Origin of the sequence: Burkholderia sp. AU45274 (genome assembly GCF_030482505.1) — a bacterium.
Classification (GTDB): domain Bacteria; phylum Pseudomonadota; class Gammaproteobacteria; order Burkholderiales; family Burkholderiaceae; genus Burkholderia.
In genome coordinates, this window is sequence record NZ_JAUJQE010000007.1 from 127,638 (window position 1) to 141,705 (window position 14,068).

General features: G+C 66.8%; 13 protein-coding genes. 12 read left to right on the forward strand and 1 reads right to left on the reverse strand.

The genetic code is table 11. The features are described from left to right. The first annotated feature begins 31 nt into the window (after positions 1-31). The 5 genes from QZM35_RS24585 to QZM35_RS24605 all read left to right on the forward strand — a co-directional run bounded on the left by QZM35_RS24585 (position 32) and on the right by QZM35_RS24605 (position 5,679). Entirely contained in the window at positions 32-1,420 is a 1,389-nt protein-coding gene (locus QZM35_RS24585; protein ID WP_301776982.1) for an NCS2 family permease, read from the forward strand. 190 nt (positions 1,421-1,610) lie between these two features. Further along, on the forward strand, positions 1,611-2,204 hold the full coding sequence (locus tag QZM35_RS24590; protein ID WP_301776983.1) for a hypothetical protein: 594 nt from the start codon (positions 1,611-1,613) through the stop codon (positions 2,202-2,204). A gap of 204 nt (positions 2,205-2,408) precedes the next feature. Then, complete coding sequence (locus tag QZM35_RS24595; protein ID WP_175238759.1) at positions 2,409-3,329, forward strand: LysR family transcriptional regulator; 921 nt, start codon at positions 2,409-2,411, stop codon at positions 3,327-3,329. A 226-nt stretch (positions 3,330-3,555) separates the two neighbouring features. Continuing rightward, positions 3,556-4,338 carry an ABC transporter substrate-binding protein gene (locus QZM35_RS24600; protein ID WP_089428931.1) on the forward strand — a complete coding sequence of 261 codons (783 nt, stop codon included), beginning with the start codon at positions 3,556-3,558 and terminating at the stop codon, positions 4,336-4,338. A gap of 225 nt (positions 4,339-4,563) precedes the next feature. Continuing rightward, complete coding sequence (locus QZM35_RS24605) at positions 4,564-5,679, forward strand: succinylglutamate desuccinylase/aspartoacylase family protein (RefSeq protein WP_069252629.1); 1,116 nt, start codon at positions 4,564-4,566, stop codon at positions 5,677-5,679. 132 nt (positions 5,680-5,811) lie between these two features. Here the strand turns inward: QZM35_RS24605 and QZM35_RS24610 are convergent, their stop codons facing one another. Next, positions 5,812-6,618, reverse strand: a complete 807-nt coding sequence (locus QZM35_RS24610) for a MetQ/NlpA family ABC transporter substrate-binding protein (protein WP_089428930.1) — start codon at positions 6,616-6,618, stop codon at positions 5,812-5,814. A gap of 307 nt (positions 6,619-6,925) precedes the next feature. Between QZM35_RS24610 and QZM35_RS24615 the strand changes: the two genes are divergently transcribed. The 7 genes from QZM35_RS24615 to QZM35_RS24645 all read left to right on the forward strand — a co-directional run bounded on the left by QZM35_RS24615 (position 6,926) and on the right by QZM35_RS24645 (position 14,059). Continuing rightward, on the forward strand, positions 6,926-8,083 hold the full coding sequence (locus QZM35_RS24615; RefSeq protein ID WP_089428929.1) for a porin: 1,158 nt from the start codon (positions 6,926-6,928) through the stop codon (positions 8,081-8,083). A 211-nt stretch (positions 8,084-8,294) separates the two neighbouring features. After that, positions 8,295-8,555 (forward strand): DUF2866 domain-containing protein, encoded by a 261-nt coding sequence (locus QZM35_RS24620; protein ID WP_011353838.1) that lies wholly within the window; start codon positions 8,295-8,297, stop codon positions 8,553-8,555. A gap of 124 nt (positions 8,556-8,679) precedes the next feature. Next, positions 8,680-9,063: a DUF6232 family protein gene (locus QZM35_RS24625; protein ID WP_089428928.1), complete on the forward strand. Its 384-nt coding sequence runs from the start codon at positions 8,680-8,682 to the stop codon at positions 9,061-9,063. Between the two features lie 200 nt (positions 9,064-9,263). Further along, positions 9,264-9,491 carry a hypothetical protein gene (locus tag QZM35_RS24630; RefSeq protein ID WP_089429221.1) on the forward strand — a complete coding sequence of 76 codons (228 nt, stop codon included), beginning with the start codon at positions 9,264-9,266 and terminating at the stop codon, positions 9,489-9,491. Positions 9,492-9,736: 245 nt separating this feature from the next. Next, the gene (locus QZM35_RS24635; protein ID WP_301776984.1) at positions 9,737-12,004 is read left to right on the forward strand and encodes a TonB-dependent hemoglobin/transferrin/lactoferrin family receptor; all 2,268 of its coding nucleotides are present in this window, start codon (positions 9,737-9,739) and stop codon (positions 12,002-12,004) included. Between the two features lie 49 nt (positions 12,005-12,053). Further along, a complete protein-coding gene (locus tag QZM35_RS24640; protein WP_301776985.1) occupies positions 12,054-13,145 on the forward strand; it encodes a hemin-degrading factor in 1,092 nt (363 codons plus the stop codon). Further along, positions 13,142-14,059, forward strand: coding sequence for a hemin ABC transporter substrate-binding protein (locus QZM35_RS24645; RefSeq protein ID WP_301776986.1), 918 nt, complete (start codon positions 13,142-13,144; stop codon positions 14,057-14,059). Before QZM35_RS24640 ends, QZM35_RS24645 begins: the two co-directional genes overlap by 4 nt. Positions 14,060-14,068 lie beyond the last annotated feature (9 nt).

The window sequence follows — 14,068 nt, forward strand, 5'->3', positions numbered from 1 at the left end:
CGTTTCAGCATGCTGATAAAGGAGCAAGCTCATGAGTGATACCCCGGTGCAGCCGACGGTCGGCGTCGGCGCGGAAGAAACTGACTTTGGCACCAAGGGAGTCATCGACCGGTACTTCGACATTTCGTCGCGCGGCAGCACGCAGCGCCGCGAGATCATTGCCGGCGTCACGACCTTCCTCGCGATGGTCTATTCCGTGTTCGTCGTCCCCGGCATGTTCGGCAAGGCCGGCTTCGACACGAGCGCCGTGTTCGTCGCGGTCTGCCTCACGACCGCGTTCGGTTCGCTGCTGATGGGCCTGTGGGCGAAGCTGCCGATCGCGATCGGCTGCGCGATCTCGCTGACCGCGTTCACCGCGTTCGGCCTCGTGCTCGGCAAGGGGCTGTCGCCGACGGTCGCGCTCGGCGCCGTGTTCCTGATGGGCCTCGTGTTCACCGGCATTTCCGTCACCGGCGTGCGTTCGTGGATCCTGCGCAACCTGCCCGCGGGCGTCGCGCACGGCACCGGGATCGGCATCGGCCTGTTCCTGCTGCTGATCGCGTCGAACGACGTCGGCCTCGTGATCAAGAACCCGGGCGCCGGCCTGCCGGTCTCGCTTGGCCAGATCACCGCGTTCCCGGTCATCATGTCGATCATCGGCCTCGCCGCGATCTTCGGCCTCGAGAGGCGTCGCGTGCCGGGCGGCATCCTGCTCGTCGTGATCGCGATCTCGATCTTCGGGCTGGTCTTCGATCCGAGCGTGAAGTACCACGGCATCTTCGCGCTGCCGTCGCTGAGCGCACCGGGCCATGCGTCGCTGATCGGCGCGATGGACATCAAGGGCGCGCTGTCGATGGCCGTGCTGCCGAGCGTGCTGGCGCTGGTGATGACCGCCGTGTTCGACGCGACCGGCACGATCCGCGCGGTCGCGGGCCAGGCCGGCCAGCTCGACGAGAACGGCCGCATCATCAACGGCGGCCGTGCGCTGACCGCCGACTCGCTCAGCTCGATCTTCTCCGGCTTCCTCGGCGGTGCGCCGGCGGCAGCCTACATCGAGTCGAGCGTCGGCGTGGCCGCCGGCGCGAAGACGGGCCTCGCGGCCGCCGTGGTTGGCCTGCTGTTCCTCGTCGTGATGTTTTTCTCGCCGCTCGCGGGCCTCGTGCCGTCGTACGCCACCGCACCGGCGCTGATGTACGTCGGCCTGCTGATGCTCGGCAGCGTGAGCAAGCTGCACATGGACGACATGGTCGACGCGATGTCGGGCCTCGTGTGCGCGGTGTTCATCGTGCTGACCGCGAACATCGTGACGGGCATCATGCTCGGCTTCTCGACGCTCGTGATCGGCCGCATCGCCAGCGGCGAATTCCGCAAGCTCAACGTCGGCACCGTGCTCATCGCGGCCGTGCTCGTCACGTTCTATCTCGGCGGCTGGGCGATCTGACCGCGAATCGTGCGCGACGTCGCCGGCAGAAGGACGGCGCGCATCGGGACGACATCGTCTCCTCCACCATCATCGTTGATGGTCTCCAGGCCTGGGAACGCAAGTTTCCAGGCTTTTTTTGTTGATGGGGCGCAGTGCGACGCGAATCCGCCCCCGGTGCTACGATCGGGCTTTGCCTTCGGGAGCCCCCATGAACGCGCTCGGCATCGTCTCCGAATCGAGCACCCGGACGTCGGCGCACAAGCCGCCGTTCATCCCGTCGTTCGGCTTCCACGAAGTGCACGAATCGAAGCCGATCGATGCCGCGCCGGCGCGCATCATCGACACGGTCGCCACGCTCGACATGCGCACGGATCCGATCGTCGACGCGCTGCTCAACGTCCGCGAATTCCCGGCAGCCGTTGCCGCGTCGCTGCGCCCCGGCACCACACGCGTCGAACGCGAACGCTTCGGCCTCCATGCGTTCACGCCGCTGCATCGTGACGAAACGACGCTGTCGCTCGGCCTGATCGGCCGCTTCTGGCGCCCGGATCTCGGCGTGCTGAAGATCGCCGACGCGGCGGCGTTCGTGCGGCACGACGATCCGCGCGATGCGAAGCTGGTGCTCCGCTTCGAAGTCGTCGGACTCGCGTCGGGTGTGCACCTGCTGCGCACCGAAACCTTCGTGCATTGCCCGACCGCCCGCACGCGGCTGCTGTTCATGCCGTACTGGCTCGCGATCCGGATGGCGAGCGGCTGGATCCGGCGCCGCACGCTGACGGCTGTCGAAATGGCGCTGGCGTAGGGCCTCGCCGCACCTGCCATTGCGGCACGCGCGGACTACCCGCATCGAAACGGCTTGATCACGACCAGCCCGACGACGATCGCCGTCGCGGCCACGACCGCACCTGCCGCATGCCCGAGCCAAGGTGACATAAACCCATGCGCACGCAACCGTCAGGATTGCAATCAAATTCCGCCACAGCATCGCGCCAACCGGACCCGATCGATGACCCGCATCCGCAACCCCCTGAACCTCGCGCAGCTCCAGGCGTTCGTCTCCGCCGCGCATCACAAGAGCCTGCGCGCCGCCGCGCGCGAACTTGGCGTCACGCAGCCCGCGGTCACGCATACGATCCGCGAGCTCGAAACGGCGCTCAACGCGGAACTGCTCGCGCGCAGCGTGCGCGGCGTCGAGCTGACCGCGTGCGGCCATGCGCTGCTGCCGCGCGCCGAGCAGCTGCTCGGCGATATCCGCCGCACGGTCGAGGCCGTCGAGCAGGTGAAAGGCGAGATGTCGGGGCGCGTGGCGGTCGGCACGATGCCGTCGATCGCGCTGACCGCGCTGCCGCACGCGGTGACGGCGTTTCGCCAGTCGATGCCGAACGTGAGCCTGCATCTCGAGGAAGTGACGGTGCCCGACGCGCTCGCGCAGTTGCGCAACGGCACGCTCGACATCGCTGCGATGCACCATGTGCCCGCGCTCGACCGCGATTTCACGCAATCGCCGCTGCTGTCGACCGAATTCACCGTCGTGATGCGCGAAGGCCACCCGCTTGCGCATGCGCGCCGGTTAGAGGCATTGCTCGATGCCGAGTGGATCGTCACCGTCGGCGCCGAGCAGTTTCCGCACAGTGTGATGGTCGGGATGTTCGAGGCGCACGGGCTGCCGCTGCCCAAACGTTTGCTGCGCTCGCCGATGTCGTTCGCGGTGACGCTCGGGCTCGTCGCGCGCTCGGACGTGATCGGCTGCTTCACGCGCCCGCTCGCCGCGATGGTCGCGCCGCTGGGCATTCGCACGGCCGAACTCGACGAAGCCATGCCGCGCTTCGACCTGTCGATCATCGCGCGGCGCGACCTGCTGCCCACGCCGGCCGTCACGCAATTCGTCACGTGCCTGCAGCGCGCGGTCAACGAAACGCTCGGCTGAATCGTTCCTGTGTCTGAAACGGCGGCGCCCCTCATGCGCCGCCGCCGGGCCCGGTATCGGGGCTTGTCCTAGGCGCCCTGCCGGTATTTTGTCTTGATAATCTTCCGCACGTCGCGCGCCCGCATCGGGTGGGCGAAACGGACAGCCTGTCGCGAAGCCGCGCCGGGCCGAAGGCTTACGGCGCGGCACAACCGCGCACCCATCGAACAAAACGAGGAGTCACCGAGTGAAAAAGATTCTTGCGGCTGTGACCGTAGCCCTGCTCGCCGTATCGGCAGGCACCGCGTATGCGAAGGACTGGACGACCGTGCGGTTCGGCGTCGACGCAAGCTACCCGCCTTTCGAATCGAAAGGCGCTGACGGCAAGGTTGTGGGTTTCGACGTCGACCTCGGCAACGAAATCTGCCGCCGCATGAACGCGAAGTGCGTATGGATCGAAAACGACTTCGACGGGATGATTCCGGCGCTGAAGGCCCGCAAGTTCGACGGCGTGCTGTCGTCGATGTCGATGACGCCGGCGCGTCAGGAACAGATCGCCTTCTCGGCGAAGCTGTTCAACACGCCGACGCGCCTCGTCACGAAGAAGGGCACCGGCCTGATGCCGACGGCCGAATCGCTGAAGGGCAAGTCGGTCGGCGTCGAGCAGGGCACGATCCAGGAAACCTATGCGAAGACGTACTGGGCCTCGAAGGGCGTGAACGTCGTGCCTTACCAGAACCAGGACCAGGTCTACGCCGACCTGATCTCGGGCCGTCTGGACGGCGCGCTGCAGGACGCGGTGCAAGCTGAAATCGGCTTCCTGAAGACGCCGCGCGGCGCGAACTTCGATTTCGCCGGCAAGGACATCGACGATCCGAAGACGCTCGGCAACGGCGCCGGCATCGGCCTGCGCAAGGAAGACACCGACCTGAAGGCGAAGATCGACGGCGCGATCGCCGGCATGCGCAAGGACGGCACGTACGACAAGATCGCGAAGAAGTACTTCGATTTCGACGTCTACGGCAAGTAATCCGCCCGGCAAGCGCACGCTTCGCCTCGGCACGAACGGGCTCCGCAAGGAGCCCGTTTTTTTGCGCGGGCCGTGCCGGCAGCGTTATTTTTTCCGCCCCAACCTGATGATTCTCAACGAGAAACGGCGTGTTCTGGCGCCGGTTTGATGGCGGCGAGGAAGGCAACGTACAATCGATCTTCCACGCACACCGGATCATTCGCGGCTGCGCCGCACTCCCCCATCATGCAAACGCAGACCCATCCGCTGATTTCCCCCGCCGTCGGTACCGAACGCCAGATCACGAGCTTTCACTACGGCCCGCGCGGCGGCAAGAAGGTCTATATCCAGTCGTCGCTGCACGCGGACGAACTGCCCGGCATGCTGGTCGCCACCCTGCTGCGCCGCAAGATCGCCGCGCTCGAGACGGCCGGCAAGCTGCGTGGCGAAGTCGTCATCGTGCCGGTGCCGAACCCGATCGGCCTGTCGCAACACGTGTTCGGCGATCACCTCGGCCGCTTCGAGCTCGGCTCGATGCAGAACTTCAACCGCAATTTCTACGATCTCGCGGCGCTCGTGCTGCCGCGCGTCGAACACCGCCTGACTCACGACGCGCAGCACAACCTCGTCGCCGTGCGCGCCGCGATGCGCGAAGCGCTCGACGAGCAGAAGCCGCGCACCGAGCTCGACTCGCAGCGCCTCGCGCTGCAGAAGCTGTCGTTCGACGCCGATATCGTGCTCGACCTGCACTGCGACAGCGATGCGGTGATGCACCTCTACACGAATCCCGATCTGTGGCCGGACGTCGAGCCGCTGTCGCGCTACCTCGACGCGCAGGCGTCGCTGCTCGCGCTGAATTCGGTCGGCAACCCGTTCGACGAGATTCACAGCTTCTGCTGGTCGGACCTGCGCAACCGCTTCGGCGACCGCTTCCCGATCCCGAACGGTGCGATTTCCGTCACGATCGAGCTGCGCAGCGAGCGCGACGTGTCGTACGAGTTCGCCGAAAAGGACGCACAGGCGATCGTCGAATACCTGACCGAGCGTGGGGTCGTCGACGGCACGCCGGCGCCGCTGCCGCCGCTCGCGCATCCGGCCACGCCGCTCGCGGGCACCGATCCGCTCGTCGCGCCGGTGTCGGGCGTGATCGTGTTCCGCACGCCGGTCGGCGTGATGATCGAGGCCGGGCAGGCCGTGGCCGACATCGTCGATCCGCTGACCGATCGCGTCGTCACGCTGAAGAGCAGCGTGTCGGGCGTGCTGTACGCGCGCCAGATCGTGCGCTTCGCCACAGCCGGCATGGAAGTCGCGCGGATTGCCGGCGCGACCGCGATCCGCACGGGTTCGCTGCTGTCGGCCTGAGCGGCCGGTTTGCGCGCCGGAGCATGGCGCGCGCGTATCGCGATACCCGCCCGCACCAACGAAATCGCCCGCTTGCGCGGGCGATTTGCTTTCCGGATCGTCGATATCCGGCCATCCGGTAGGTGAAAACGTTCAGAACGCCGGGATGATCGCGCCGCCGAACTTCTGGTCGATGAACTTGCGCACGTCGTCCGATTCATAGGCCGCGACGAGCTTCTTCACCCACGGCTTGTCCTTGTCCTGCGCGCGCACCGCGATCAGGTTCGCGTACGGGCCGCGCAGATCCTCGATCGCGATCGCATCCTTCACCGGCGTGAGCCCGGCCTTCACCGCGTAGTCGGTGTTGATCGACGCGGCATCGACGTCGGGCAGCGCGCGCGGCAGTTGCGCGGAATCAAGCTCGACGATCTTGATCTTCTTCGGGTTCTCGGCGATGTCGAGCGGCGTGGCATTCACGCCGTTCGCGCCGACGCCCGGCTTCAGCTTGATCACCCCGTATTTCTGCAGCAGCAGCAGCGCGCGGTTGCCGTTCGACGGATCGTTCTGGATCCCGACCTTCGCGCCTACCGGCAAGTCCTTCAGCGACTTGAGTTTCTTCGAGTAGAAACCCATCGGCGCCGTGTACGTGAGCCCGACGTTGACGATCTTGTAGCCGCGCTGCTTGATCTGGCTGTCGAGGAACGGCTGGTGCTGGAAGCCGTTCGCGTCCAGATCGCCGGAATCGAGCGCCGCGTTCGGCTGCACGTAGTCGTTGAATTCGATGACCTTGATCGCGAGACCTTCGCGCGCGGCGACCTTCGTCACCTCGGTCCAGATCTGTGCGTCGGGGCCGCTCATCGTGCCGATTTTCAGCGTTTGCGGGTCGGCGTGCGCGCCGGGCGCCGCGAATGCCAGCGCGGCGGCGAGTGCGCCGAGGCCGGTCAGGAATGAACGTCGCATGGTGTCCTCTGTCCCGTGTCGTTTGTTGGAACACGGATCGTGGCATGGGGCCGGAACGCCGCCAACCAAGCTTATTTCATGTGCATATTCCTGATTCCGGTCGAATCTCAGTCTGAATCGGTATAACCACCGGCTATACAACCGGGCAGAATTCGGTGTCGCATCGACGCCACAGATTCTTCATATGACAGTCGCTGTCATATTCATTACGTGGCCCCTCGATAAAGTTGCCGCCGGTACGTGAAAGCGCCCATAGAGAGCGCCGGAACCGCAACTGGACACGCCATTTATTCGCTCGGAGAACCCTTTGAACAAGAAACTGTTGACCATCGCCGCTCTGGCAGCAACGGCCGGCACGGCGCACGCACAAAGCAGCGTGACCCTGTACGGCGTCATCGATGCCGGTATCAGCTACGTGAACCACAGCAAGACCGCCAACGGCGGTACGGGCAAGCTGTTCAAGTACGACGACGGCGTTGCCCAGGGCAGCCGTTGGGGCCTGCGCGGCACCGAAGACCTCGGTGGCGGCCTGAAGGCGATCTTCGTGCTCGAAAACGGCTTCAACAGCGGTAACGGCACGATCGGCCAGGGTGGCGCGATCTTCGGCCGCCAGGCTTACGTCGGCCTGAGCCAGTCGCAATACGGCACGGTCACGTTCGGCCGCCAGTACTCGTTCTCGACCGACATCCTCGGCTCGAACTACTCGACGGGCGGCAACACGGTCGCGGGTAACTACGCGTACCACGTGAACGACCTCGACCAGCTCACGTCGAGCCGCATCAACAACGCCGTGAAGTTCCAGAGCGCGAACTACTCGGGCTTCACGTTCGGCGCGTTGTACGGCTTCTCGAACTCGACGGACTTCGCCGGCGCACCGGCGACGACGACGGGCACGACGACGACGGCAGGCTCGTCGCGCGCATACAGCTTCGGCCTGAACTACGCGAACGGCCCGTTCTCGCTGGGCGCAGCGTACACGGACATCCGCTTCCCGAGCCAGTCGACGCCGGCTTTCTCGACGACGATCGCGAATATCGCAACGGGCAACGTCCGCGACCTGCGCACGTACGGCGTCGGTGGCCGCTACGTCTGGGGCCCGGCAACGGCATGGCTGCTGTGGACGCGTACGCAGTTCTCGACCGTGTCGGGCGCGGGCGGCACGTTCTACAACGCGTATGAAGCAGGTGCGAAGTACGCCTTCACGCCGGCTCTGTCGGGCGGCCTCGGCTACACGTACACGAACGCCACGCAAAGCGGCAACTCGTGGCACTGGAACCAGGTCAACGGTATCGCCGACTACGCACTCAGCAAGCGTACGGACGTGTACGGCCTGGTCGTGTACCAGCAGGCATCGGGCAAGGGCGTGCAAGCGCAGATCGGCTCGAGCACGAGCTACTTCAATACGTCGGGCACGGGTTCGAAGAACCAGATCGCCGCACGTATCGGTATCCGTCACAAGTTCTAAAGCATCCGCTTAACACGCGGATCACGACGACAAGAAGCGCCCCGCTCCACGCGGGGCGCTTTTTTATGGGCTTTTAAGTTTCGCTTAATTCTGGGCTGAGAGGATGCTCTCACCCCCCCTGTTGGCCGCCTGAACATCGGCGGCTTTTTTTTGAACCGCCGACGGCGCCGCCATCGATTGCCCACAAGACAAGACAGGATCGGAGGCCATGATGATCGAAGATACCGTTTTCAGCCATCTGCACGCGATTCTGACGTGCCAACACTCGATGCCGGTCCAGAGCTGCCGCGTATCGGTCGAAATGCAGCGCCCGTGGGGCCGGCCGTATCGCCTCGTCGAATGGACGATGCATCTCGACGCGCCCGCGCGGCGCCAGATCGTGCCGGCCGAATCGACCGACGAAGAAATCGCCGAGGTCGTCGCCTCGCACGTGCCGGGCCGGCTTTACGGCGACGGCCGCCTGCAGTTCTGAACGACTTCCCGCTCCATCCGCTTGCCTGGTTTCACCCGCGCCGCACCCATCGTGCGGCAGTCGGTCTCGTTTGATGCCGCAACGAAACCTGCTACGCTGCGCGTTTTCGTCCACGCAACACACGATGGAAAACGCATTCAACGAACGTGGCGTGATGATCACGCGCAACGGCCTGTCGGCCGCCGGGCAGGTATTCGCACTCCGTGACATCCGCCAGGTCGACGTCGTCAAGATTCCGAAGAACCGCCTCGTGCCGTCGCTGATCTCGCTGATCGGCGCGGCCGTCGCCGTCGCAGGCGGCATCGCCGGATCGAGCGCCGCGCTCGTCGTCGGCGTGATGCTCGCCGTCGTCGGCTATCTCTCATGGGCCACGCAGGACGTCACGTATCGCCTGATGGTCGAGATGCCCGACGGCAAGCGCGAAGCACTGTCGAGCGTCGACGTCGAGTTCGTCGAACGCGTCGCGCAGGTCGTGCGCGATGCGCAGGCGGCGAAAGCGGCCGGCTGATTCCGTTCGCTTCCCTGCACGCGTCAATTCACGGTGCGCCGGCCACGCGTGGCGCGTTTCGCGCCGCGCAACGGCAGCGTCGATTACCGCGTCGAATCGCATTCCGTCTCCTCGTCGCCAACACCGCGCCTGCGCTGCGACCGCCGACCGCCTAGTATGGAAAGAGCGGCTCGCCGCCGCATCGTCCGATGGAGGCCAGCATGAACGTCCAGACGCTGTCCGGCACGCTTCGCGCGCAGGAACTGCTGATCGTGTCGATGATCCGCGCGCTTCCCCCTGACACACGCCGAGCGCTCGTCGACCTCTACACCGAACAGATCGCATTCGCCGAGCAGGCCGGCCTCGAAAGCCACGGCGATCGCGCGACGCACGATGCGTTCATCACGCATGCGCGCAACCTGCTGATCCGCATCGAAGCGCTGGCCTAGGGCCTGTTCACGCCCGCGTTTTTCCCGAATTTCCCGCCGCGGCTCGCCCGAGCCGCGCAGGTAAGCGCTCACCCACGCGAGCCGCTTTCCGTTCTTGTATTGATAATAATTCTCATTTACACTGGTAAAGTTATCAGTTGCCTTTCAATTCGCCGCTCGCCGCCTTCCGTGCGCGGGCGGGCCAGCCAGGTGAACGCGTCACCCAGCCAGCCTTCGGGCTTGTCATCATCAATGGGAGACCACCTGTGCATTGCTATACGCTGGCGCGGCGGCCGATCTGTGCCGCGCTGTTCGGCGCGTTCGGCCTGTCCGCCGCCACGGCTCACGCCGATTCGACGCCGCAAGGCGCCAACCCGCCTGCCGCCCTCCTCGTCGCCGCGTCCACGCGCGGCGATGCGGCGCTGCTCGATCCCGTCACCGTCACGGCCAACCGCACCGCCACGGCCGCGAGCCGCACGGCGGCGTCCGTGTCGGTAATCACCGACGAGGATCTGGAAGAACAGCAGGCCACCAACATCAAGGACGCGCTGCGCTACGAGCCGGGCGTCACGGTGCGCCGCACCGCGTACCGGCCCGGCAACGCCGCGCTCGGCGGCGGCCGCGACGGCGATTCGAGCATCAACATCCGCGGCCTCGAAGGCAATCGCGTGCTGCTGATGGAAGACGGCATCCGCCTGCCGAACGCGTTTTCATTCGGCCCGCTCGAAGCGGGGCGCGGCGACTACGCCGATCTCGACACGCTCAAGCGCATCGAGATCCTGCGCGGGCCGGCCTCGGCGCTGTACGGCAGCGACGGCCTGACCGGCGCGGCGAACTTCATCACGAAGGATCCGCGCGACCTGCTGTCGATCTACAACAAACCCTATTACTTCTCGTTCCGGCCGAGCTACGACTCGGCCGACCGCAGCGTCGGCGCGACCGTGTCGGCCGCGGGCGGCAACGATCGCGTGCAGGGGATGATCATCGCCGACGGCCGGCGCGGCCACGAGGTCGACACGCGCGGCAGCAACAACTCGGCAAGCACGCTGCGCACCACGTCGAACCCGCAGGACGTCTATTCGGAATCGCTGCTCGGCAAGCTCGTGCTGACGCCGACCACGCGCGACACGATCAGGTTCACCGCCGAAACGGTGCAGCGCCGCGTGAGCACCGACGTGCTGTCGGCGATCAGCCCGCCGACCACGCTCGGCCTCACGACCTACGACCGGCTCGAACGCAACCGCTTCAGCGTCGACTACGATTTCCGCGACGACGCGTTCCGCGGGTTCCAGACCGCGCACGTGCAGTTCTACTACCAGGACGCGAAGCAGGACCAATACGCGTTCGAGACGCGCGGCCGGGCGGCTTCGCGTTCGCGCGACAACCAGTACAAGGAGCGCACGTTCGGCGGCTCCGCGTTCGCCGAAAGCGGCTTCGCGACAGGCCCGTTCGCGCACAAGCTGCTTTACGGCGTCGACGGCAGCGTGTCGCGCGTGACGAACCTGCGCGACGGCACGGTGCCGGGCGTCGGCGAGGCGTTCCCGAACAAGGCGTTCCCCGACACCGACTACACGCTGTTCGGCGCGTTCGTGCAGGACCAGATCGGCTACGGGCGCCTGCTCGTCACGCCGGGCCTGCGCTTCGACACGTACCGGCTGAACCCGACCGCCAACGATCCGCTGTTCACCGGCAAGGCGGTATCGACGAGCGCGAACGAACTGTCGCCGCGCGTCGCCGTGCTCTACGAGATCACGCCCGCGGTCATTCCGTACGTACAGTACGCACACGGCTTTCGCGCGCCGACGCCCGACCAGGTGAACAGCAGCTTCTCGAACCCGGTGTACGGCTACACGTCGATCGGCAATCCGAACCTGAAGCCCGAGACGAGCGACACGTTCGAAGCCGGCCTGCGCGGCAAGGCGGGCACCGGCTACGGCGTCGTGCGCTACAGCGCCGCCGCGTTCACGGGCCGCTACCGCAACTTCATCTCGCGCACGACGATCGCCGGCAGCGGCCGGCCCACCGACCCGTTCGTGTTCCAGTACGTGAACTTCGCCGACGCGCGCATTCACGGCCTCGAAGGCCGCGCCGAATGGGTGATGCCGAACGGCATCACGCTGAAGACGGCGATGGCTTTCACCAAGGGCTCGACGCAGAACGACGGCGCGGCCAGCCAGCCGCTGAACACCGTCAATCCGTTCTCGGCCGTGTTCGGCGTGCGCTACGAGCCGACCGAGCGCTGGTATGTGCAGACCGACCTGCTGTTCCAGGCCGCGAAACGCGACAAGGACATCGACAAGTCCGACTGCTCGAACAAGGCGTGCTTCTCGCCGCCGTCGTCGTTCGTCGTCGACCTGCGCGGCGGCTACCGCTTCAACAAGCATGTGAGCGCGACGATCGGCATCCGCAACCTGTTCGACCGCAAGTACTGGAACTGGTCGGACGTGCGCGGCATCGCAGCCGATTCGCAGGTGCTCGACGCGTATACGTCGTCCGGTCGCACGGTCGCCGTCAGCATGAAAGTGGATTTCTGATGCGCGCCGCCCGCGCTGCCACCCCAACCGTTACTTGAAGGAGTCCGACATGATGCAATCCGCCCTTCCCGGTCAACCCACCACGCCGGCCCGCGCAGCCGCCGCGCTGCGCGACGCGTTCATCCAGCTCAAGACCGAGCGCCAGCTGCGCAACCGCGACGTCGCACAGGCGCTCGGCGTCAGCGAAGGCGAGGCGCTCGCCGCGTTCGTCGGCGAGCACGTCGTGCGGCTCGACGCGCGCTTTCCGGCGATGTTCGAGGAAATGCCGCGCCTCGGTCGCGTGATGGCGCTCACGCGCAACGACACGGCTGTCCACGAAAAGGACGGCGAATACGCGCAGATGAGCCACGACGGCCCCGTCGGCCTCGCGCTCGGCGATATCGACTTGCGCATCTTCTATCGTCACTGGGTATCGGCATTCGCGGTGCGCGACGAGACCGCGCACGGCCCGCTGAAGAGCCTGCAGTTCTTCGACGCGCAGGGCCATGCGATCCACAAGGTCTACCTGCGCGCGCACAGCGACCACGCCGCGTACGACGCGTTCGTCGAGCGCTGGCGTGCGCCGTCGCAGGAGCCGGGCCTCGAGGTCGCGCCCGCCGCGCCGAAAACGCCCGAGCGCGCCGATACCGAGATCGACGTCGCGGGCTTCCGCGCCGCGTGGGACACGATGACCGACACGCACCAGTTCTTCGGCATCACGCAGCGCTTCGGCGTGAGCCGCATGCAGGCACTGCGGCTCGCCGATCCGCAATACGCGTATCCGGTCGAAACCACACATGCGCTGCGCCACGTACTCCAGCAGGCCGCTCGGAGCGGCCAGCCGATCATGGTGTTCGTCGGCAACGCAGGGATGATCCAGATCCATACCGGCCCCGTCGCGAACGTGCGCGAGGTTGGCGCGTGGATCAACGTGCTCGACCCGGGCTTCAACCTGCACGTGCGCGAAGACCTGATCGCCGCCGCGTGGGTCGTGAAGAAGCCGACGAGCGACGGCATCGTCACGTCGCTCGAGCTGTTCGACCGGCAGGGCGACCACGTCGCGCTGCTGTTCGGCGAGCGCAAGCCCGGCAAGGTCGAACGCGACGACTGGCGTGCGCTCGTCGCGACGCTGCCGGCCGCGGCTCGCGGAGGCGCGCGGTGAGCGGGCGACCGTTCGATCCGCGCCGCCGCGCGGTGCTGGCGAGCGCGGCGGCCGGCGCGCTCGCGGGCGCGCTGCCCGGCAGCGTGCTCGCCCAGGGTGCGCAGGCCGCACCGAAACGCGTGGTCGTGATCGGCGGCGCACTCGCGGAAACCGCGTTCGCGCTCGGCGGCGCGGAAACGCCGCGCTACCGGCTCGTCGGCGCCGACACGACCTGCACGTACCCCGACGCCGCGAAGCGGCTGCCGAAGGTCGGCTATCAGCGCGCGCTGTCGGCCGAGGGGCTGCTGTCGCTGCGGCCCGATCTCGTGCTCGCGTCGGCCGAAGCCGGCCCGCCCACCGCGATCGCGCAAGTCAAGAACGCCGGCGTTGCGGTAACGACGTTCGATGAACGCCACGACGTCGAATCGGTGCGCGCGAAGATCACCGGCGTCGCGCAGGCGCTCGACGTGCGCGACGCGGGCACCGCGCTGCTGCAACGTTTCGACCGCGACTGGCAGGCCGCGCGCGACGCGGTCGCCGCCCGTGCGCCCGGCGGCGCGCAGCCGCCGCGCGTGCTGTTCGTGCTGAACCATACCGGCAACCAGGCGCTCGTCGCCGGCCAGCGCACGGCCGCCGACGCGATGATCCGCTACGCGGGCGCGCGCAATGCGATGCAGGGCTTCGATCACTACAAGCCGCTGACGACCGAGGCGCTGGCCGCCGCCGCGCCCGACATCGTGCTGATCTCCGACGAAGGGCTCGCGGCCGTCGGCGGCCGCGCCGCGCTGCTCGCGACGCCCGGCTTCGTCGCGACGCCGGCCGGCCGCGCGCAGCGCGTGGTCGCGCTCGACGCGCTGTTCCTGCTCGGCTTCGGCCCGCGCCTGCCGCTCGCCGTCACGACCCTGCACCGACGCCTGTCGGATGCGCTCGCCTGATTCCGGATC

Coding starts and splice junctions, on each gene's coding strand:
- QZM35_RS24585 (WP_301776982.1), top strand. CDS start 32: ATGAGTGATACCCCGGTGCAGCCGACGGTCGGCGTCGGCGCGGAAGAA.
- QZM35_RS24590 (WP_301776983.1), top strand. CDS start 1,611: ATGAACGCGCTCGGCATCGTCTCCGAATCGAGCACCCGGACGTCGGCG.
- QZM35_RS24595 (WP_175238759.1), top strand. CDS start 2,409: ATGACCCGCATCCGCAACCCCCTGAACCTCGCGCAGCTCCAGGCGTTC.
- QZM35_RS24605 (WP_069252629.1), top strand. CDS start 4,564: ATGCAAACGCAGACCCATCCGCTGATTTCCCCCGCCGTCGGTACCGAA.
- QZM35_RS24610 (WP_089428930.1), bottom strand. CDS start 6,618: ATGCGACGTTCATTCCTGACCGGCCTCGGCGCACTCGCCGCCGCGCTG.
- QZM35_RS24620 (WP_011353838.1), top strand. CDS start 8,295: ATGATCGAAGATACCGTTTTCAGCCATCTGCACGCGATTCTGACGTGC.
- QZM35_RS24625 (WP_089428928.1), top strand. CDS start 8,680: ATGGAAAACGCATTCAACGAACGTGGCGTGATGATCACGCGCAACGGC.
- QZM35_RS24630 (WP_089429221.1), top strand. CDS start 9,264: ATGAACGTCCAGACGCTGTCCGGCACGCTTCGCGCGCAGGAACTGCTG.
- QZM35_RS24640 (WP_301776985.1), top strand. CDS start 12,054: ATGATGCAATCCGCCCTTCCCGGTCAACCCACCACGCCGGCCCGCGCA.